Annotated in this window: 18 protein-coding genes; 15 read left to right on the forward strand and 3 right to left on the reverse strand. The window is 73.3% G+C overall.

Features of this window, described 5'->3' with window-relative positions; all coding sequences use genetic code 11:
• Positions 1 to 33: 33 nt before the first annotated feature.
• From K7C20_RS10840 to K7C20_RS10850, 3 genes are all read right to left on the reverse strand, one after another.
• Positions 34 to 984, reverse strand: coding sequence for a PLP-dependent cysteine synthase family protein (locus K7C20_RS10840; RefSeq protein WP_030084482.1), 951 nt, complete (start codon positions 982 to 984; stop codon positions 34 to 36).
• 161 nt (positions 985 to 1,145) lie between these two features.
• Positions 1,146 to 1,754, reverse strand: coding sequence for a serine O-acetyltransferase EpsC (epsC, locus tag K7C20_RS10845; protein ID WP_030084480.1), 609 nt, complete (start codon positions 1,752 to 1,754; stop codon positions 1,146 to 1,148).
• 439 nt (positions 1,755 to 2,193) lie between these two features.
• Positions 2,194 to 2,748 carry an NADPH-dependent FMN reductase gene (locus K7C20_RS10850; RefSeq protein ID WP_048829793.1) on the reverse strand — a complete coding sequence of 185 codons (555 nt, stop codon included), beginning with the start codon at positions 2,746 to 2,748 and terminating at the stop codon, positions 2,194 to 2,196.
• Between the two features lie 377 nt (positions 2,749 to 3,125).
• Between K7C20_RS10850 and K7C20_RS10855 the strand changes: the two genes are divergently transcribed.
• The 15 genes from K7C20_RS10855 to K7C20_RS10920 all read left to right on the forward strand — a co-directional run bounded on the left by K7C20_RS10855 (position 3,126) and on the right by K7C20_RS10920 (position 19,816).
• Positions 3,126 to 3,986: a TauD/TfdA dioxygenase family protein gene (locus tag K7C20_RS10855; RefSeq protein WP_030084476.1), complete on the forward strand. Its 861-nt coding sequence runs from the start codon at positions 3,126 to 3,128 to the stop codon at positions 3,984 to 3,986.
• Positions 3,983 to 4,798 carry an HpcH/HpaI aldolase family protein gene (locus K7C20_RS10860; RefSeq protein WP_409351304.1) on the forward strand — a complete coding sequence of 272 codons (816 nt, stop codon included), beginning with the start codon at positions 3,983 to 3,985 and terminating at the stop codon, positions 4,796 to 4,798. The genes K7C20_RS10855 and K7C20_RS10860 overlap by 4 nt, the downstream gene beginning before the upstream one ends.
• Positions 4,799 to 4,975: 177 nt before the next feature.
• Positions 4,976 to 5,875, forward strand: coding sequence for a PLP-dependent cysteine synthase family protein (locus tag K7C20_RS10865; RefSeq protein ID WP_107083511.1), 900 nt, complete (start codon positions 4,976 to 4,978; stop codon positions 5,873 to 5,875).
• A 33-nt stretch (positions 5,876 to 5,908) separates the two neighbouring features.
• On the forward strand, positions 5,909 to 7,723 hold the full coding sequence (gene asnB / locus K7C20_RS10870; RefSeq protein WP_053210236.1) for an asparagine synthase (glutamine-hydrolyzing): 1,815 nt from the start codon (positions 5,909 to 5,911) through the stop codon (positions 7,721 to 7,723).
• Positions 7,724 to 7,767: 44 nt separating this feature from the next.
• Positions 7,768 to 8,775: a PrpF domain-containing protein gene (locus K7C20_RS10875; protein WP_245171757.1), complete on the forward strand. Its 1,008-nt coding sequence runs from the start codon at positions 7,768 to 7,770 to the stop codon at positions 8,773 to 8,775.
• Entirely contained in the window at positions 8,745 to 9,875 is a 1,131-nt protein-coding gene (locus tag K7C20_RS10880; RefSeq protein WP_245171761.1) for an acyl-CoA dehydrogenase family protein, read from the forward strand. Before K7C20_RS10875 ends, K7C20_RS10880 begins: the two co-directional genes overlap by 31 nt.
• On the forward strand, positions 9,863 to 11,251 hold the full coding sequence (locus K7C20_RS10885) for a dihydroorotase (protein WP_053210237.1): 1,389 nt from the start codon (positions 9,863 to 9,865) through the stop codon (positions 11,249 to 11,251). The genes K7C20_RS10880 and K7C20_RS10885 overlap by 13 nt, the downstream gene beginning before the upstream one ends.
• 68 nt (positions 11,252 to 11,319) lie before the next feature.
• Complete coding sequence (locus K7C20_RS10890; RefSeq protein ID WP_048829792.1) at positions 11,320 to 12,543, forward strand: FAD-dependent monooxygenase; 1,224 nt, start codon at positions 11,320 to 11,322, stop codon at positions 12,541 to 12,543.
• Positions 12,544 to 12,581: 38 nt separating this feature from the next.
• Complete coding sequence (locus K7C20_RS38145; RefSeq protein WP_030084456.1) at positions 12,582 to 13,148, forward strand: NADPH-dependent FMN reductase; 567 nt, start codon at positions 12,582 to 12,584, stop codon at positions 13,146 to 13,148.
• Between the two features lie 49 nt (positions 13,149 to 13,197).
• Complete coding sequence (locus K7C20_RS10895) at positions 13,198 to 13,476, forward strand: hypothetical protein (RefSeq protein ID WP_048829791.1); 279 nt, start codon at positions 13,198 to 13,200, stop codon at positions 13,474 to 13,476.
• A gap of 125 nt (positions 13,477 to 13,601) precedes the next feature.
• Positions 13,602 to 14,618 (forward strand): 3-oxoacyl-ACP synthase III family protein, encoded by a 1,017-nt coding sequence (locus K7C20_RS10900; protein WP_053210238.1) that lies wholly within the window; start codon positions 13,602 to 13,604, stop codon positions 14,616 to 14,618.
• Between the two features lie 149 nt (positions 14,619 to 14,767).
• A complete protein-coding gene (locus K7C20_RS10905; RefSeq protein WP_030084448.1) occupies positions 14,768 to 15,565 on the forward strand; it encodes an arylamine N-acetyltransferase family protein in 798 nt (265 codons plus the stop codon).
• Between the two features lie 85 nt (positions 15,566 to 15,650).
• Positions 15,651 to 17,231, forward strand: a complete 1,581-nt coding sequence (locus K7C20_RS10910; protein WP_053210239.1) for an FAD-dependent monooxygenase — start codon at positions 15,651 to 15,653, stop codon at positions 17,229 to 17,231.
• Positions 17,232 to 17,237: 6 nt separating this feature from the next.
• Positions 17,238 to 18,221 (forward strand): LLM class flavin-dependent oxidoreductase, encoded by a 984-nt coding sequence (locus tag K7C20_RS10915; RefSeq protein WP_063781311.1) that lies wholly within the window; start codon positions 17,238 to 17,240, stop codon positions 18,219 to 18,221.
• Positions 18,218 to 19,816 carry a carboxylesterase/lipase family protein gene (locus tag K7C20_RS10920; protein WP_053210240.1) on the forward strand — a complete coding sequence of 533 codons (1,599 nt, stop codon included), beginning with the start codon at positions 18,218 to 18,220 and terminating at the stop codon, positions 19,814 to 19,816. Before K7C20_RS10915 ends, K7C20_RS10920 begins: the two co-directional genes overlap by 4 nt.
• Positions 19,817 to 19,844 lie beyond the last annotated feature (28 nt).

A 19,844-nucleotide genomic window follows, 5' to 3' on the forward strand; every position in this document is an offset into this window, starting at 1 on the left:
CGCAGGGCGGTCAAAAGGGACGGCCGAGGGAGCTCACGGGGTGGCCTCCTCGTTCCAGAGGCTGACGTAGCGCTCACCGGTGTCGGGCAGGACGGTCACGATCGTCTGTCCCGCGTACTTGGGCATGCGGGCCAGCCGGGCGGCGCCGTGGACCGCGGCGCCCGAGGAGACCCCGACGAACAGGCCCTGCCGGGCGGCCAGGGACTTGGCGGCCTCCATGGCGTCCTCGTCGGTGCAGGTGAAGACGTGGTCGATGAGCGTGCGGTCGGTGGTGGAGGCGACGAAGCCGCCGTTCAGGCCGGGGATGCGGTGCAGCCCGCCGTAGCCGCGGGAGAGGACGGGCGAGGACTCCGGCTCGACGGCCACCACCTTCAGGGCGGGGTTGTGCTCCTTGAGGTAGCGGGCGGCGCCGGTGAGGGTGGCGCCGGTGCCGACGCCGACGACCAGGACGTCGACCGCCCCGGCGGTGTCGGCCCAGATCTCCGGGCCTGTCGTCTCGTAGTGGGCCAGCACGTTGTCGTCGTTCTCGTGCTGGCGGGCGTACCACGAGCCGGGCGTACGGGCGTTGATCTCCTCGGCCTTGGCGATGGCGCCCTGGAAGCCGTCCTTGCTGGGCGTCTGCACGACCTCGGTGCCCAGCGCGCGCAGCAGCCCGATCCGCTCGGGCATGGCGCTGTCGGGCAGGACGATGACACAGCGGTAGCCGCGGGCGGCGGCGAGGGCGGCCAGCGCAACGCCGGTGTTGCCGGAGGTCGCCTCCATGACCGTGCCCCCGGGGGCGAGTTCGCCGCGCGCCTCCGCACCCCGCAGCATGTGCAGGGCCGAGCGGTCCTTGCTGCTGGAGAAGGGGTTGGCCGACTCCACCTTGGCCAGCACCTCCACGCCAGGGTGGGCGCCCTCCAACTGCAGCCGCACCAGGGGCGTATTGCCGATCAAGTCCTCAAGACCGTCCGCGATCCGGCGCTCGGCGGTACGGGCAACCATGAGTGAACTCCTGTCAGATGTACGCGTACTGCGTGACGAAAGAGGCGGGAAGGATGGCGGGGCGGGCCCCCGCGCCCGGCCGGGGGGCCGGGCGCGGGGGGTGAGGCGAGGTGGGGGCGGCGGCCTCGCCTCGGCGGGCGCGGCTCAGCGGGGCGGGGGAATCACCACGAGCCGGCCGAGGCGAGGAGCCGTACGGGGTCGTTGGCCGGGCCGGCGGAGCCGCTCGCCCTCTTGACCACGGACGCGGGCGCGTAGACCCGGCCGCCGGGCGGGATGTCCTGGGTCACCGTGGCCATCGAGCCGACCAGCACGCCGTCGCCGAGGGTCACCGGCCCCAGCACCGTCGCGTTGGCCCCCAGGACGACGCCGTTGCCGACGATGGGGTGCCGCCGCTCGCCCGGGGCGCGGTGGTTGTCGTTCCACCAGCCGACTGCGCCGAGCGTGACCTGGTGGAAGATGGTCACGTCGTCGCCGACCACCGCCGTCTCGCCGATGACGACCGACGAGCCGTGGTCGATGAAGACCCGGCGGCCGATCCGCGCGCCTGGGTGAATCTCCACGCCGGTGTGGCGGCGGGCGAAGTAGGCGATGACCCGGGCGCTCATGCGGCGGCCGCGGCGGTGCATGCGGTGGGCGACGCGGTGGGCCCACAGGGCGGGCAGCGCGGGGTGCAGGACGCCCTCCCGGCGGGTGCTGATGGACGGGTCGCGCTCGATGACCACGTCGAGGTCCTCGCGCATCTGGCGCAGCAGTCCGGGGACAGTGTGCATGGCTTCAACTCCTCCTGCCACGGTGGCCGTGACATGTGGTGCGTCCCCGTCGCCCGCGCCGTGGCTGCCGGGCATGCAGTGAACCGCCGGCCGGCGGCCGCGCAGGAGTCGGGGGCCGCGTCGGTGGACAGGGCACCGGAGGAGGGCTGGGTGCCAGCCGCCCCCGGTGTGAAGGACCGTCGTCAGCAGCAGCCCGCAGACCAGCGGGACGGTGCACCGGCCCCGCGAGGGGCATCCCGGTGCCCGCCTGCCCCAGGGGCAGCCCCCACGACGCGGTGGAAGCAGAGCAGGGGGCACCGGGACGTATATACCGCCGCCCGCCTCCGACGAATTCGCCGGCAGGCAGCGCAACTTGGGACACGCACCCGGCGAGCGGGGGGCTCGCCGGACCTCCTCTTGACTGCGTGGCGGCGCGCGGCGGCAGTTCAGCGGGCCGGCGTCAGCGCGCCGCCACCGCCGCGAGCACCGCGTCGACCAGCTTCTCCAGCTCGCTCACGACGGCGGGGTCCTCGATGAGGCCCTCGGGCGTGCGCAAGTTGATCGCGTCGCCCACGGCGACCTCGTCGCACTCCACGGCGGCGGCACCGCAGTTGGCGAGAATCCGGCGCACGTGCGGCTGCACGTTCGCACCGCCGGCCTGGCCCGGGGAGGCGCTCAGGACCGCCGTCGGCAGGTTGGTCAGCGGGCTCTCGCCACCGGGGCGGGAGAGCCAGTCCAGCGCGTTCTTCAGCACGCCCGAGGGGTAGCCGTTGTAGGCGGGGGAGCAGACGATCAGGGCGTCGGCACCGGCCACCTGGCCGCGGGCGGCCGCCAGAGGCGCGGAGTGGCCCGCACGTTCCACGTCCTCGTCGAACGGCGGGAAGTCGCGCACCGGCACGATGGTGGCCTCGTGGCCGCCGGCCCGCCCCTCGATGACCTTCCCGATCGTGGCGACTACCGCGGAGTTCGAGGACTCCGCGCGCAGACTGCCGGAGATCAGGGCAATCCTGGCCATTTCATCAACCCTTCCATAGCGGGCTCCGCACTGACTCGCGGAGCCAATCACGCCGGGCTCTTCCCGAACAACAACAGGCTCCAGGGTGCCTGCGACTTCGGCGAGTTGCCGAACTACTGCGACAGATATGGCAAGTTCCTGAAGTCGCCGCGGCCGTGGCCGGACCTCCTTGTCACGGCCGAACCGCCCGTGCTTGGCTTCCATCCGTCTGAGCGGCCTGCCGGTCCGCGCTCCAGCGAGGCAGTGCACGCATACCCCGGACTTCCGCGACCGTGGGCGCGAAAAGAAATCCCTCTCGAACCTCCCGCGGATGAGACCCCCCACCTCCGAATGGCGCGCGATGCCTTTGGCCCGGCGTGCCATGAAAGGAATGCACGGTGTCCCACTTCGATATACGCAAGGTCGGCGGCAGAATCGGCGCGGAGGTGCTCGGCGTCGACCTGAGCAGCGAGCTGTCGGACTCGGTGTGGTCCCAGATCCACGAGGCCTTTCTCCAGCACAAGGTGCTCTTCTTCCGCGACCAGGACATCAGCGACGAGGACCAGTTGGCCTTCGCCGGCCGCTTCGGACCGCTGACGCAGACGCACCCGATGATGCGCACGGTCGACGGCGCCCCTCAGGTCATCCCGATCGACGGCGAGGACCAGCGCGCCAACCACTGGCACGTCGACATCAGCTTCACCCGGGCCCCGTCCCTGGGCACCACCCTGCGCAGTGTCACCCTGCCCCCGTATGGCGGTGACACGCTGGTCGCCAACGGCGCCGCCGGCTACAAGGACCTCCCGGCCGAGCTGCGGGAGATCGCCGACAAGCTGTGGGCGGTGCACACCAACCACGCCGAGCAGCCCCGCCTGGGCACCGAGCGCGGCCGGCAGGTGCGCAAGGCATTCCTGGCCGAACGGTTCGAGACCGCGCACCCGGTCGTGCGCGTCCACCCCGAGTCCGGTGAGCCCAGCCTCCTCCTGGGCGGCTTCGCCCAGCGCCTGGTCGGCATGGAACTGCGCGAGTCCCGTCCCCTCATCGACGTCCTACAGGCCTACGTGCGCCGCCCGGAGAACACCGCGCGCTGGACCTGGCGTCCCGGCGACGTCCTGATCTTCGACAACCGCAGCACCCAGCACTACGGCGTGGACGACTACGACCACCACAAGCGCGTCCTGCACCGCGTCTCCATCACCGGCGACGTGCCGGTCGGCCTGGACGGCAAGTCCAGCTACGTCATCGAGGAGGGCGAGTGACCGCCGCCGCACCCGGAACGGGCCAACAGCACCGGGACCCTGCCGCGTTCGCCGCGCGGCTGCGCCGCCGGGAGCGGATGGTCGGCTACTGGATCGCCTGCGACAACCCCACGGGCACCGAGCGCATCGCGGGCCTGGGCTACGACTACATCGGCATCGACGGCCAGCACGGCATCCTGCACCAGGCGGGCCGGCAGTCGGCGCTGATGGCGGTGGACTCCCGGCAGCGCTCCGCCGGCGTCCTGCGCGTCCCCTCCGGCGACCCGATCGCCATCGGCATGGCCCTGGACACCGGGGCCCGGGGCGTGATCGTCCCGATGGTCGACACCGCCGAGGAGGCCGCCGTAGCCGCCCGCGCCTGCCGCCACCAGCCCAAGGGCACCCGCAGCCTGGGCGGCCCGGTCCGCGGCGAGGTGCGGCTGGGATCGGTGCCGGACGAGGTCGACGAGGCCGTCGCCTGCATCGTGATGATCGAGACGGCCGCCGCGCTGGAGAACCTGGAGGCGATCTGCGCCACGCCGGAGCTGGACGCGGTCTACGTCGGCCCCGCCGACCTGTCCGTGGCCCTGGGCGCCCGCTACTTCGGGGACCCGGACGTGTCGGAGGACCTGGAGGCCGCGCTGCGGCGGGTGACCGCGGCGGCCGAGCGTGCGGGCATCGCCTGCGGCATCCACTGCCTGACCGGTGACGCCGCGGCCGAGCGGCTGGGCGAGAACTTCACCTTCGCCACGGTCTCCAGCGACATCACCCACCTCCAGCAGATCGCGGCCGACCACCTCGGCGCCGCACGGGGCGCAGCCGTCCCCGCCTGAGCGGCACGGCTGCCCCGCCGGCCCCGGGAGACACCCCTCCCCCAGCCCGGCCTCCCGGGGCCCGGCCGCCCTCGACGCGGGCACGACGCGACGCACGCGAGGAATTCGACGAAAGTGGGACCTTTGAAAACAGCGACTGCCCCCGTCACCCCCGCCGCCGGCCGGATCGTCCGGTCGATGGAAGAGCTGGTCGGCAACACTCCGCTCATGGAGGTCCGGCTTCCGCACCTCCCGGACTCCGTCCGGCTGCTGGCCAAACTGGAGATGTTCAACCCGCTGCTGAACGTCAAGGACCGCCCGGCGCTGTACATGATGCGCCAGGCGGAGGCCTCCGGGGCACTGCCCGCCCGGGGCGGCACGGTCATCGAATGCTCCTCCGGCAGCACCGGCATCTCCCTGGCGGCGCTGAGCGCCCGGCGCGGCCACCGCTGCATCATCCTGATGCCGGACAATGCCACCGAGGAACGCCGCCAGATCCTGCGGGAGTTCGGCGCCGAGGTGGTCCTCGTCCCGCATGAGGACGGGCTGCCCGCCGCCTGGCGCCGCGCCGAGGAACTCCAGCGCAACACCCCCGGCTCCTGGCTCGCCCACCAGGACGAGAACCCGGCCAACTCCCGCGCGCACTACGAGACGACGGGGCCCGAGATCTGGGAGGCCACCGGCGGGCAGGTCGACGTGCTGGTGTGCGGCGTGGGCACCGGCGGCACGCTCACCGGCGTGGCCCGCTACCTCAAGGAACGCCGGGACGTGCACGTGGTGGCGGTCGAGCCGGCCCGTGCCGCGGTCCTCAACGGCGGCGAGCCGGGGCCGCACGGCATTCCCGGCATCGGCGCCGGCTACGTCTCCGAAATCATGGACCTGGACCTGATCGACGAGGCCATCGCCGTCCCGGACGAAGCCGCCGCCGACACCACCCGCGAGGTCAACCGCGCCACCGGCCTGCTGGCCGGCATCTCCTCGGGCGCCGCCGCGTACGCCTCCCGCCTGCTGGCCCGGCGGGAGCGCTGGACGGGCTCGACGATCGTCACCGTCTTCCCCGACACCGGCGAACGGTATCTGTCGCTGTCGGCCGAGTAACACCCACGTTTGCCACCGGAACGGATAGCTCATATGTGCCGTATCTTCGGCTACTTCAACGCGACAGCCTCCCCCAACGACCTGAGGACAGCCTCCGCGCTGCAGCGGCACGGAGGCCCGGACGCCAGCGGTTCGACCCGGGGTGCCGGCTGGGGCATCGGCAACAACCGCCTCGCCATCGTCGACCTGGACGGCGGGCAGCAGCCGTACGAGATCGACGGCGGCCGCATCAGGGTCGTCTTCAACGGCGAGATCTACAACCACGACGAACTCCGCACCCGCCTGCGGGGGCTGGGCCACACCTTCCCCGACCGCTGTGACGGCGGCGTCGTCCCGGCCCTGTACGCCGAGTACGGCGCCGGCTTCGCCGACCACCTAGACGGCATGTACACCCTCGCCGTCGTGGACCTGCGCGGCGAGCGGCCCCGGCTGCTGCTGGCCACCGACCACGTCGGCATGAAGCCGCTGTACTACCGCTGGGACGCGGCCGCCCGCTCGCTGCACTTCTCCTCCGAGCTGCCGGCCCTGCTCGGCTTCGGCGGCATGTCCGACGGCATCTGGGACGCCGGGCTCGACGCCTACCTCGCCACCAAGACCCCCTTCGGCGAGCAGACCCTCTTCGACGGCGTCCGGGTCCTGCCCCCGTCCACCACCATGACCTGCGAGCTCGGCGAGACCCCGCGCACCGTGCACCGCCCCCACAAGCCCGAGGACCACGGCTTCACCGGCGTCGAGCAGGCCGGCGCCCTGGTGCGCGAACGCCTGCGCGAGGAGGTCGGCCGGCTGCTCGTCGCCGACGTGCCGGTCGCCGTCATCACCTCCGGCGGCCTCGACTCCAGCCTGGTGACCTCCCTGGCCGCCGAGCGGGGGCCGGTGCACTCCTTCAACATCGCCTACCGCGGCGACTGGCCCTTCGACGAACGGCACTTCGCCCGCCAGGCGGCCGAGCGCGCGGGCACCACGCACCACCAGGTCGAGATCGACCCGGCCGGCTTCCCCGACCTGCTGGAGGACACCGTCTGGCACCTGGGCCAGCCGAACGCGGACCCCATCACCCTGAGCACCTACGCGCTCTTCGCCGCCGTCCGCGACGCGGGCTTCAAGGTCGCACTGACCGGCGACGCCGCCGACGAGGTCTTCGGCGGCTACGGACGGATGCGCGCGGCCGCCGAGGCCGCCGGCTCCGGCCGGGCGTGGTACGGCGACTACCTGGACGCGCTGGGCGTCCTCCCCGCCCACCGCCGCCACTCCCTCTACACCGACGCCTACCGCGCGTTCGTCCAGGACGTGCCGCCGGTCCCCGCCGACGCCCTGGAGCGGCTGCGCGAGGGCGAGGGCACGGTCCTGGAGCGGATCAGCGCGTTCGAGCTCGGTCACCGGCTGCCCGCCTACCACCTGCGCCGGGTGGACCACCTGAGCATGGCAAGCTCCGTCGAGGCCCGCCTGCCGTTCTGCCAGCGCAGCATCATCGCCCCGGGCCGGGCGCTGCCCGACGCGCTGCGCATCCAGGGCGGGGGCGTGAAGCGGACGCTGTACGCGGCCGCCTCCGGGCTCGTGCCCGACACCGTGCTCCACCGCCCCAAGCAGCCCTTCACCCTGCCCATCACGGCCATGCTGGCGCCCGGCACCCGCCTGTGGGAGTACGCCCGGGACATGCTCGCCGCCCCGCGGCTGAAGGACGGCGGCCAGCTCGACCCGGCCGCCCTCGACGCGCTCTTCGCCGCACAGGCCGAAAGGCCCGACGACACCACCTCCCTGACCCTGTGGGCGCTGCTGGTGCACGAGGTGTGGCGCGAGCTGTTCCGCAGGCCGGCGAGCCGGCCCGAACCCGCGGCGGTTGCCGCGTGATCGGACATCTCGCGTACGCGACGGGGAGCCCGTGCCCGACGGTCGTGCTCGACGCACGCCGGCTGTCGGCGGACGAGGAAACGCTGCGCCGGGAGCTGACCGAGATGCGGCGCTACCTCACCGAGGCCGGCGGCTCCCACGTCCTGAAGATCGCGCTGGTGCGGCCGTCCGCACACCCGCTGTTCGACCTCGACTACCGGTTCGTCCAGGCGCTGCCCGACGGGCCCGACCGCTTCGACTTCCGCGGCTCGTGCGGGCATTCGATCCTCTCCGCCGTCGTCTCGGCCGAGCGGGCCGGGATGCTGCCGGCGCTGACGGCGGGCGGCCGGGTGAGGGTCAACGTCCTGAACAACGGCGACAGCGTGGTGTGCGAGATGGAGGAGACCGGGCTCAACGAGGTGCGGTTCACCGTCTACTTCGTCCAGCCCGTCGGCGTACCGCTGCCGGAGCTCCTGCTGACCGGAGAGCCGCGCACCGAGCTGGAGGCGGACGGCGTCTTGCGCACCGTCTCGCTGGTCTCCACCGGCAATCCCTACGTCTTCGTCGACGCGCGGGACCTGGGGATACGGGACCACACCGAGCTGTTCGCCGCCGGGGACGCGCTGTTCGAGCAGATGGCGCGGCTGCGCGTGGCCGCGGCCGGCCGGCTCGGCTGGTCCCCGGACGGCGCCTTCCCCAAGATCGCGGCGACCCTCCCGGAGGCGTCCGGCCGCATCGCGGCCCGCGCGATCTCGGTGCCCGGCTGGCACCCGACGATCGCCCTGACCGGGGCGGTCTGTCTGGGAGCCGCGGCCCGCATCCCCGGCACCGTCCCCTGGCGGATCGCCCAGGAGGCGGGCCGCAGCGACGGGCCGCTGGGCATCACCACCCCCGGCGGCCGGACCGCGGTCACCGCGGCCACACACGACATCGGCGGACAGCCCGCGCTCACCTGGGTCGGGGTCGGGCGCAAGCACGTCACCCACCAGGGCTCCTTCGTGCTCGAACCGCTCGCCCATCTGCAATTCGAGGAGATTGCCCAATGCCTGGCACTATCAGCGGCCTCCGCGTGAGGCCACAGCTCACCCCGGACCTGCGGGCGAAGCTGCGCGAGTCGGCGGAGCGGACCGCGCTGACCGGTGAGCCCGACCACGAGGTCCTCACCGACTTCCGCAAGTCGGGCCTGACGGCCACGGCCGTCCCGGCCGAGTACGGCGGCGCCGGCGGCGACGCCCGCGAGGTCAACCGCGTCGTCGAGGAGCTGGCGACCGTCAACCCGTCGGTGGCCATCATCGCCTTCCAGCACTTCGCGGTCAGCAGCCGCATCGCCGAATGGGGCACCGAGCAGCAGAAGTCGGACCTGCTGCCGCTGCTGGCGGACGGCACCCACCTGGCCGCATCGGCCTGGAGCGAGACCGGCGCGGGCGCGGCGAAGCAGAACCTCAGCAGCACCGGCACCCGCCGCACCGAGGGCGGCTGGGAGCTCAACGGCGCCAAGTCCTTCACCACCGGCGCCTCCATAGCCGACCTCTACCTCGTCCTCGTCCAGACCGAACAGCCCGACCAGGAGCCGCGCCGCGCGTACGGGGCGGCCGGGCAGACCTTCTTCCTGGTCACCGCCGACACCCCGGGCCTGGTGCCGGACCTGAGCCTGGACCTGGCCGGAATGCGCGGCTCGGCCACCGGCTTCGTGTCGATGGAGCGGTGCGTGGTGCCCGACGAGAACCGGCTGGGCCCCGAGGGCCGGGCGACCGAGATCATCGCCGGGGTCCGCGACTCGGGCGCGACACTGGGCGCGGTGGCCATCGGCGCCTCCCGGGCCGCCTTCGACCTCGCCGTCGACCACGCCGAGCGGCGTGGACTGACCGAGCGTCCGACGGTCCGCCACCGCCTGGTCGACCTGGCGACCCGCCTGGAGTCGGCGCGCGCCCTCGTCGAACGGGCCGGCGCCCGCACCTCGTCCGACCCCGGCATGACCACCCTGCACAGCAAGCTCTACGCGTCCACGGCGGCCGAGGAGATCTGCCTCGACGTGGCCCGCATGCTCGGTTCGGCCGGCTATGTGACCAGCTCGCGGCTGAACCTGCTGCTGGCCGATGCCCGCGCGGTGGCGCTGATGGGACCGACGAACGACCTCGCCCGAGAGCTGGTGGCCCTGACATGGCGGAGCTGAACGCCCCCCTGCCCGACCCGGATCTGGTGGTCTCGGCACGCAGGCTGGTGACCCCGCACGGGGTCCGCGCGGGCCACGTCCTGGTCTCCGGCGGACGCATCACCGCCCTCACCGACGAGGACACCGCCGCCCCGTCCGTGCCCCGCATGGACGCCGGCGACCACTATGTCCTGCCGGGCCTCATCGACACCCACGTCCACTTCCGCACCCCCGGCCTGACGCACAAGGAGGACTGGGAGCACGGCAGCCGGGCCGCGGTCGCCGGCGGCTTCACCACGGTGATGGACATGCCCAACACCCTGCCTCCGACGCTGACCCCGCAGGCCATGGCCGACAAGGCCGACATGGTCAAGGGCCACTCGTTGGCCGACCACGCCTTCCACATCGGCGTGGACCCCCAGGACCCGAAACTGCTGGCCGGCCTGGACCGTTCGGTCGCCACCAGCGCCAAGCTCTTCATGGCCGGACACCACACCGCGCCGACCGTCGTGCGCGACCCGGCCGTGCTGGAGGAGGCGTTCGCGGCAGCCGCCGAGGGCGGGGTACAGCTGGTGCTGCACGCCGAGGACGGCGAGCTGTTCTCCCTCCTCGACGAATGGTGGGGCGAACCCGGCAGCTACCGCGAGTACGAGGCCCGCAGGCCGCGCAGCGGCGGCATCGCCGCGGTGGCCAAGGTCATCGAGCTGGTGCGCCGGCACGGCACCAAGGCCCACATCCTCCATCTGTCCAGCGCGGAGGAGGCCGACCTGGTGTGCGCGGCCCAGGCCGCCGGGCTGCCGGTCACCTTCGAAGTCACCGGCCACCACCTGTCGTTCACCGACAAGGACACCCAGCGGCTCGGCGCCCGCACCCGCCTGTCGCCCTCCATCCGCGGGCAGGCGGACCAGGACCGGCTGTGGGAGGCGGTGTACGCGGGCCAGCCGGCGACGATCGGCTCCGACCACGCCCCGCACACCGTCGAGGAGAAGACCCGCACGGTCCAGGCCTCCCCGCCCGGCCTGCCCGGCGTGCAGGAGCTGGCCGTCGCGGTGTGGACGGGCATGCGGCGCCGCCGGCCCGAGGAGGACCCGGACACCGCCGCCGCCCGCCTCGTCCGGTACCTGGGCAGCGGCCCCGCCGACCTGTTCGGCCTGCCGGGCAAGGGCCGCCTGGAACCGGGCGCCGACGCGGACCTGGTCCTCTTCGATCCCGACGTCACGTGGATGCTCTCCGCCCACGACGTACGGGCCAAGTGCGGCTGGTCGGCGTACGAGGGCTGGACCATGACCGGCCGTGTCGAGCGCACCCTGCGCGCCGGACAGGTCGTCTGGGACGCCGCGACGCAGACCTTCGGCTCCTACGACGGGCGCCGCCTGTCCGCCACCGAGCCCCGCTGACCGCGGCCCCGCGCCGGACCCGCACGGACCCCTGATCTCCACTCCCCCCATCCGCAAGGAGCACACACATGTCCCCCAAGCGCAGCGCCGTCGTCGCGGGCGGCGGCATCGGCGGGCTCGCCGCCGCGGCCGCCCTGGCCGGCGCCGGAACCGAGGTCACGGTCATCGAGCGCACCCCGAGCATCAACGACGTCGGCTCCGGCCTGATGCTGTACGCGAACGGCGTGCGGGCGGCCGGGGCCCTCAGCGCCCGCCTCGGCGAGCGCATCCGCACCGACGGCTGGGTCACCCCGGACGACGCGGTGCGGCTGCTGATGGACTCCACCGGCGCCGTGCTCTCCAAGGAGCCGATCGGCCAGGCGGGCACGCGACTCGGCGCACCCCAGATCCCCATCCTGCGCACCGCCCTCCAGAACGCGCTCTTCGACGAGGCGGCCGCCGCCGGCGCGACGGTACTGCTGAACACCACGGTCGAGGACTACACCGCGGACGACGCGTCCGTGAGCGTGCGCCTGTCGGACGGGACCACCCGCACCGCCGACCTCCTCATTGCGGCCGACGGCATCAAGTCCGCCCTGCGGCAGCGCATGCTGGGCGACGGCCCGCCGCAGTACCGCGGCTACACCTCCGTGCGCGGCCGTACGACCGGCTCCGCGCTCTGCCCCCAGCCGTTCGTCGCCAACGGCCGCGGCATCCAGCTCTTCGCCGCCCCGGTCGGCAACGACACCATGTACTGGGCCGCAAAGATCACCGCCGAGGCCGGGCAATGGCCCGCGATGGGCCGTGAGACGGCGCTGCGCACGCTCCTGGAACGGCTCGCCGACTGGCACGCCCCCGTCGCCGGCCTGATCCGCGAGGCCGACCCGGACGACGTCGCCGTCACCGACATCCACGACCGCGACCCGGCCCCGTACTGGGCGGACGGCCGCGTCGCCCTGCTCGGCGACGCCGCCCACCCGATGGTCCCGGCCCTGGGCCAGGGCGCGAACACGGCGCTGGAGGACGCGGTGGTCCTGGCCGCCGCCCTGCGCGCCCACCCGGGCGCGGACGAGGTGGCCACCGCCCTGAAGGCGTACGAGCGCGAGCGCATCGGGCGCGTCTCCGCGGTCGTGCTCCACTCGCGCCGCCAGGGCTCGCTCGACCAGGGCGCCAGCCAGGCCCAGGAGCGCGCACGCAACGACTTCATGAAATCCCACGGCCGCAAGGACGAGGCGACCCCCGGCATCGTCGCCTGGACCCCCGAGGACATCCGCCTGGCCGCCGCCGACTCCCCCCTGTCCGCCGCGCAATAAGACCCGTAACCCACACCTCAAGGAAGGTCGCCGGACCAGTGCCCACCCCACACACCGTGCTGATCAGCGGTTCACTCCGCGTCGGTTCCACGTCGGACCGCGTCGCCCTCTGGTGCGCCGAGCAACTCCAGGAAAGAGGAGCCACCACCCGGACCTTCACCGGCGGGGAGATCGACTTCCCGTTCTACCGCCCCGGTCTCTCCGGAACCCACCCGGGCCTGCGGGACTTCCTCGACGAACTCGGCCGCGCCGACGGCGTCGTCCTGATCTCCCCCACCTACCACGGCACGGTCTCCGGCCTCCTGAAGAACGCCTTGGACTACGCCAACGACCTGGACGGTCCCCGGCCCTTCCTGGACGGCCGGACCGTCGGCTGCGTCGCGGTCGGCGCCGGTACCCAGGGCAACGCCTCCACCCTGGCCACGCTGCGCACGATCGGCCACGCGCTGCGCGCCTGGCCCACCCCGCTGGGCGTCGTCGTCCCGCACTCCAACTCCCTGCTGCCGGACGGCCTGTTGGCCGATCCGAGCCACCGCGAGCGCATGCTCGCCATGCTCGGCCAGGTCCTCACCCTGACCCCGGCCCCGGCCCCGGCGGCCCTGTAACCCGCCGGACACCACGGCCACCCCACCCACGACCACGACGGAGCACTCCATGCCCACCGCCAAGACCTTCTCCCTCGGCCCCATCTGGCGCGACTCCAACGTCCGCTCCGGCCCCTCCCTGGACAGCCCCGTCCAGCGGCTCCTCCTCCCCGACGGCACCACCGGCTACGACGCCGTGGGCTGGACCGAGGGCGACGAGGTCGTCGAGGGCGAGAACCCCAAGGGCGTGATCGTCAGCCACTTCTGGTTCGAGCTGGCCATCGGCGGCTGGTGCAGCGCCGTCAACTTCGACCAGGAGACCGTCGCGCGCGTCCTCGACCAGGCCTGATCACCGCCTTCCCCGCAATATCCCGTGCACCGCGTGCAGCCGCCACAGTGCGGCACGGCATTCACAGCCGCCTCGGAACGCCGGCGAGCTGTCCCCCACTGGCCCGCAGAACCAAGGAGCCGAACATGAGCGATATCTCCTACCGACAGGCAGGTCCGAGTACGGCGGCCACGGCAATCCTGGGCACCGGTTCCTACCTGCCCTCCTACGTGGTGAGCAACGACGAGATCGGCGCGCCGGCCGGCGTGGACGACGAGTGGATCACTCGCAAGACGGGCATCCGCGAGCGGCGCTTCGCGAAGGACGACGAGGCGACCTCCGACATGGCGGTCATGGCGGCACGCAAAGCGCTGGAGGCGGCGGGCGTGAGCGCCGCGCAGCTCTCGCAGATCATCGTCGCGACGTCCACTCCCGACTCCCCGCAGCCGGCCACGGCGGCGCACGTGGCGCACCACCTCGACGCTCCCCCCACCGCGGCCGCCTTCGACCTCAACGCCGTGTGCAGCGGCTTCACCTACGCGCTCGCCATGGCTCACCGCGTGGCGGCCGCCGACGGCGGCTACGCGCTCGTCATCGGCGCCGACATGTACAGCCGGTACACCGACCCCACCGACCGCCGGACCCGTGTGCTCCTCGGCGACGGGGCGGGGGCCGTCGTCGTCGGACCGACCCATGGCCCGGGGCGGGTGCTGGCCACCCGGCTGCTGAACTTCAGCGAGGGCCTGGACCTGGTGAAGGTCCCGGCAGGCGGCACCCGGCTGGGCACCTCGCACGCCACCGTGGACGACAGGCTGCACTACTTCGCCATGGACGGCCGCGGTGTCGTGGACATCGTCCGCACGAAGTTGCCGGGCCTGCTGTCCGACTTCCTCGACGAGGCCGGCGTGTCCAAGGAGGACGTCGCGCACATCGTTCCGCACCAGGGGAACGGCATGATGCTGCGGACCCTGGAACAGGACCTGGCCTTCCCCCGGGCCCGTATGCACACCACGGTCGCCCTTTACGGGAACACCGGCGCGGCGTCGATCCCGGTCACGCTGGACGACGCGGCGCGGGCGGGGGCCCTGCGGGAGGGCGAAAAGGTCCTCCTCACCGCCTTCGGAGGCGGATTCACCTTCGGGTTCGCCCTGATCGACTGGTGAGCCCCGGCCGCCCAGGGGCACGAGCCCGCGGCGGCACCGGCCGGCCGGTGAAAACGCCGCGGACGGCCCGGACTTGGCAGCGCGAGAAAGCGCAGAAGAGCGCCCCAGAAGCGCGAGAGCAGCGGAAGCAGAGTAGGGAGCAGCGGGAGATGACCGCAGTCAACGTGGATGCCTACCTGGAGCGGATCGGGGCCGAGCGCCCCGAGAAGGCAGACCTGGAGACCCTGGCGTACTTACAGGAACGGCACTTGAGGTCCGTCCCCTTCGAGACGTTCGACTTCAACCTCGGCTTGCCGGTCAGGATCGGCGAGGGCGCGGTGGAGAAGATCGTCGACCGGCGCCGGGGAGGCGGCTGCTACGAGCTCAACACCGCGTTCGCCGCGCTGCTGACGGCACTCGGCTACCGGGTGAGCCTGCTGGCGGGGCGCAGCCTGCACAACGGCAAGGAGGCGCTGCTGGGCGCCTTCTTCGGGCACATGCTGCTGCGGGTGGAGCTCGACGGCGAGTTCTGGCTCGTCGATGTCGGCTTCCGCTGGGCGAGTTGGCGTCCGCTGCGGTTCGCCGAGCGCGGGCCGCAGAAGGACGAGAACGGCGAGTACCGCATCGTCGACACACCCGACGGCGACGTGGAGCTCGTCCACGACGGGGTCCACCGGGTCCGGCTGGAGACCCGGGTGCGCGACCTCAGCGACTTCGTTCCGACGATGTGGTGGTTCTGCACCTGCCCGGACTCGCCGGTCACCGGCGGCACCATCTGGGCCTCGCTCGTCCGGCCGGAGGGCCGCGCCTCCCTGCTGGATCGCACGCTGACCCGCTACGAGCACGGCGAGCGGATCAAGGAGGTGCTCGACGACGAAGCGTTCCCCGCGGCCATCAAGCGGTGGTTCGGCATCGAGCTGGACCAGCTGCCCGAGCTGCCCCCGATGCCGGCGGGCACCGCTTCCTGACCGGCGCCCGCGAGCCCGTCGAGTCCTCGCCCACACCCCGCCCGGCGACCGCCGTTCGCGACGAGAATCCAGAAAGTTGAAGGCGATGAAGAGCAGCACACAATCCGATGTTTTCGATGTACTTGTCGTCGGAGCGGGGCCGTCCGGTCTGCTCCTCGCCTGCGAGCTGCTCGACCGCGGGGTCCGTGTCCGGATCATCGACGCGCTGCCCGAGCCGACGCGGGTCCCCAGGGCGCTGTCGATCTATCCGCGGGCCTTCGACATCCTGGAGGACCGGGGGCTGCGGGACGAGGTGCTCGGCGTGTCGGGCACGGTGCGCACGCTGAGCTACTTCTCGGACCGCAACCACCTCGCCTCGTTCCGTCTGCCCGCCGAGTACGCCCCGCGTGTGCTGCCGCAGTACGAGACCGAGCGCCTCCTCACCGAGAAGGTGGAGTCCCTGGGCGGCAAGGTGGAGCGCGGCATCCGCCTGCTGGCCCTGGAGGGCGTCGACTACTCCGGCAGGATCGGGGCCACATCCGGCGTGACCGCCGTCCTGGAGACGGCGGACGGCGTGGTCGAGCGGGCCTTCGCACCGTTCGTCGTCGGCGCCGACGGGGCGGGCAGCGCGGTGCGCGGCCAGCTGGGCATCGGCTTCCAAGGATCCACCTACGGGCTGGAGTTCGCGCTGGTCGACGCCAAGGCGGAGGGCGACCTGTCGCCCGAGGAGATCCTCTACTACCAGGGGGCCGGCGGCACGCTGGCGGTGGTGCCGCAGCCGAACGGCGTCTTCCGCTTCTTGTCGGTGCTGCCGCGCGGTTCGAGCTCGGCGGGCGTCGAGATGATGCAGGAGATCGTGGACGAGCGCGGCCCGCGCGGCATCCGCATCACCGAGCCGGTGTGGACCACGGTCTTCCGTGTGCACGCCCGGCTGGCCTCCGAATTCCAGCTGGGCCGGGTGTTCCTCATCGGCGACGCCGCCCACGTGCACAGCCCGGCCGGCGGGCAGGGCATGAACAACGGCCTTCAGGACGCGAACAACCTCGGCTGGAAGCTGGCCTCGGTGATCAAGGGCGTGTCACCGTCCTCGCTGCTGGCCACGTACGGGCTGGAGCGCGCCGAGGCCACCCAGCGCACCGTGCGCGACACCGACCTGCACACCCGGGCCTGGATGGTCAGCGGCCGGGCCAAGGTGTGGGCCCGCGACGCCGGCTTCCGGCTCGCCGAGCGCACCGGCGGGGCGGCCCGCTTCTACGCCCCCGTCCTGGCCGGGCGCCGCCAGTCGTACACCCCTCAGCGCGCCGCGCAGTGGCCGTCGGGCCTGGCCCCCTGCCGGGCTCTCGGCAAACTCCCCGCCGGCGTGCGGCCGGGTGGCCTCCTCCCCCGCAAACCGGCGCTCGCGTACGGCGTTTCGGGCCCAGGCACCGACCCGCTCGCCTGGACCATCGCCGTCAGCGAGCCCGCGCACGACACCGCATGGATCACCCAGGTCGAGCACATCGCGGCGCTGCGGCAGCGGGTGCGTGTCGTCTCGATGTCCCGGCGGGACGCGGCGACCGCCACCGGCTGCCACCGCCCCGGGTACCACCTCGTGCGTCCGGACGGCCACATCGCCGCCCACGGCCACGAGAAGGACCTGGACCGCCTGGAGCAGGAACTGGGCGTCGCACTCCACCGGGGCCGGTGAGGCTTCGTGAGGATCCACATAGGTGCCCAGCTCCCGGTCAACTCCGACCGGGGTTACGGGGACGACATCGACCTCGCGCGGGTGGCCCGGCACGCCGAGGAGGTGGGCCTGGAGTCGGTGTGGACCGGCGACCACCTGTCCGCCGGCTTCCCCGTCCTGGACAGCTCGCTGGTGCTGGCCACCGCCGCGGCCGCCACCCGGCGGATCCGGGTGGGCTACGGCGTGCTGCTGCCTGCCCTGCGGCCGCAGGCCTGGGCCGCCAAGCAGATCGGCACCTTGCAGCACCTCTCCGGCGGCCGCGTCCTGCTGGGCGTGGGCGTGGGGTCGGGAGCAGGAGAGGAATGGACGGTGGCCGGGGTCCCGCCGAAGGAGCGCGGCCGGCGCACCGACCGGTTCCTCCAGGCGCTGCCGGGCCTGCTGGCCGGGCAGCCCACCACCGTGACCGACGCACCGCAGGGCGCCCGGGTCACGCTGACGCCCCGCGTTCCGATGCCCGAGGTCTGGATCGGCGGCGGAGCCGAGGCGGCGCTGCGGCGCACCGTGGCCCACGGCCGGGGCTGGCTGGCGGCGATGAAGACGCCGGGGCAACTGGCCGTCGGCGCGGCGCGGTTGGCGGACCTGGCCGCCGAACGCGGCGTCCCCGCCCCGCGCACCGGCATCCTGGTCTTCACCAGGGTGTCCGAGCGCCCCGGCACGAACCCCGCCGCGAAGATCGCCGACTACCTCGCCACGGCATACGGGATCGACCGCGAACAGGCCGCCGCGGTCGCCCTCGGGGGCAGCCCGCAGCAAGTGGCGGAGCGCCTGCGGGAGTACGCGGACGCGGGCGCCGGGACCGTCGTGCTGGTGCCCTTCGGCACGGACGCCCTCCAGCAGTACGACCTCTTCGCACAGGCCCGCTCCCTGCTGCTCGACGAAGGAGCGGCCGCCGGGGGCGGCGCACCCGCTGACGACGGCGCGCCCGCCGGAGACGGGGCGCCGGCCCGATGACGACCGGCGCCACCTCTCCTGTCACGCCCCGGCCCTCCCGCCCGGCGCCCGCGGTACGCACCCGCGCCGGGTGCCTGCGGGGCACGGAGGAGGAGTACGACGGGCGGACGCTGTACGTGTTCCGGGGCGTGCCCTACGCCCGGCCGCCCGTCGGCCCCCTCCGCTTCTCCTCGCCCCGGCCCGTACGGCCCTGGACGGGGGTGCGGGACGCCACGGCCTTCTCCCCGCCCTTCCTCCAGCCGCGGCCACCCGGCGGCAGCGAGGACGCGTTGTACGCGAACGTGTGGACCCCGGGCCCGGGGGGCCGCCGCCCGGTGCTGGTGTACATCCACGGCGGCGGCTTCCAGGTCGGCGCCGCCGACGCCCCGGCCTATGACGGGGCCAAACCCGCCGCCCGGGGCGATCTCGTCGTCGTCACCTTCAACTACCGTCTCGGGGCCTTCGGCTGGGGGCTGCACGAGGATCTCACCGACCCGCGGACCGGGGACTGCGCCAACTGGGGGCTGCAGGACCAGACGGCCCTGCTGCACTGGGTCCGGGACAACGCCGAGGCCTTCGGCGGCGACCCCGGCGCGGTCACGCTGTGCGGCACCTCGGCCGGCGCCGTCTCCGCCCGCCTGCTGGCGGGTTCCGCGCGCACCGAGGGCATCGTCAAGCGGCTCGTCGCCGTCAGCGCGGCCCTGCCGTGGGCCCCTGCCCTGAGCCTGACCACCGACGACGCCAGGACCGCGTACGAGGAACTCGCCGCCGGGTCCGGCACCACCGTCGCCGGGCTGCGGTACGTGCCCGCCGAGGAGCTCCAGACGGCGTGGCTGGGGCTGTTCGGCGGGCCTCCCGAGCAACGCCTCCTGGCCAGCGGCCGGGAGTACCGCGGGCCGGTCGTGGACGGGCGCACCGTGGCCGCCGGGGACCCGCCGCTGCCGCCGGTACCCGTCATGTCCGTGCACTGCCGCACCGAGGGCTCCTTCTTCACCGACCCCCACAGCCTCTCCTTCCCGCCGGCCCCGCCCGCGCCCGCCAACGACCACGAGCTGCGCGCCGCCGTCCGGGACGTACTGCTCAAGTGCACCGCGCACGTACCCGACGAGGAGGTGGCCGCGTGCGTGGAGGCGTACCGGGCGGCCGCGGCCGTCGAGGGGCTGCCCGGGGACCCGCTCTCGCTGTGGACCGAGGTGTGGGGCGACGCGCTGTTGCGCCACCAGATCGTGCGGCTGGCCGAGCGGCACGCCGCCGAGGGCCGAACGCCCCAGTACGTCATGGAGTTCGCCCACCCGGTGCGCCCGCCGCACTTCGGCACCCCGCACGATGCCACGTCGAAGTTCCTCTTCGGCACGCACGCCCACCCCACCCTCGTCGGCCAGTTCGGCGACGGCCCGCTGGAGCGGCGGGTCTCGGACGCCTTCGTCGACCTCGTGGCGTCCTTCGCCCGCTGCGGGACGCCCGGCAGCCCGCACGTCCCCCACTGGCCCGAGTTCACCCCCGGCCGCCCCAGCACCCTGATCCTCGGCGGGCCACCGATCGCGCGGATCGGCGACACCTCCACACTCCGCCGGCTCCGCTTCTGGGACGGCATCGACTGGCTCCCCGGGGCCTGAACCCCGGCATACACGGGCCCACGGGCCC

The sequence above is a fragment of the Streptomyces decoyicus genome (genome assembly GCF_019880305.1).
Lineage (GTDB): Bacteria > Actinomycetota > Actinomycetes > Streptomycetales > Streptomycetaceae > Streptomyces > Streptomyces decoyicus.

Excerpts from the sequence above, each read along its gene's own strand:
- K7C20_RS10865 (WP_107083511.1), top strand. The coding sequence starts at position 4,976 with ATGGAAGAGCTGGTCGGCAACACTCCGCTCATGGAGGTCCGGCTTCCG.
- K7C20_RS10840 (WP_030084482.1), bottom strand. The coding sequence starts at position 984 with ATGGTTGCCCGTACCGCCGAGCGCCGGATCGCGGACGGTCTTGAGGAC.
- K7C20_RS10885 (WP_053210237.1), top strand. The coding sequence starts at position 9,863 with ATGGCGGAGCTGAACGCCCCCCTGCCCGACCCGGATCTGGTGGTCTCG.
- K7C20_RS10910 (WP_053210239.1), top strand. The coding sequence starts at position 15,651 with ATGAAGAGCAGCACACAATCCGATGTTTTCGATGTACTTGTCGTCGGA.
- asnB (WP_053210236.1), top strand. The coding sequence starts at position 5,909 with ATGTGCCGTATCTTCGGCTACTTCAACGCGACAGCCTCCCCCAACGAC.
- K7C20_RS10880 (WP_245171761.1), top strand. The coding sequence starts at position 8,745 with ATGCCTGGCACTATCAGCGGCCTCCGCGTGAGGCCACAGCTCACCCCG.
- epsC (WP_030084480.1), bottom strand. The coding sequence starts at position 1,754 with ATGCACACTGTCCCCGGACTGCTGCGCCAGATGCGCGAGGACCTCGAC.
- K7C20_RS10900 (WP_053210238.1), top strand. The coding sequence starts at position 13,602 with ATGAGCGATATCTCCTACCGACAGGCAGGTCCGAGTACGGCGGCCACG.
- K7C20_RS10905 (WP_030084448.1), top strand. The coding sequence starts at position 14,768 with ATGACCGCAGTCAACGTGGATGCCTACCTGGAGCGGATCGGGGCCGAG.
- K7C20_RS10920 (WP_053210240.1), top strand. The coding sequence starts at position 18,218 with ATGACGACCGGCGCCACCTCTCCTGTCACGCCCCGGCCCTCCCGCCCG.
- K7C20_RS10850 (WP_048829793.1), bottom strand. The coding sequence starts at position 2,748 with ATGGCCAGGATTGCCCTGATCTCCGGCAGTCTGCGCGCGGAGTCCTCG.
- K7C20_RS10895 (WP_048829791.1), top strand. The coding sequence starts at position 13,198 with ATGCCCACCGCCAAGACCTTCTCCCTCGGCCCCATCTGGCGCGACTCC.
- K7C20_RS10890 (WP_048829792.1), top strand. The coding sequence starts at position 11,320 with ATGTCCCCCAAGCGCAGCGCCGTCGTCGCGGGCGGCGGCATCGGCGGG.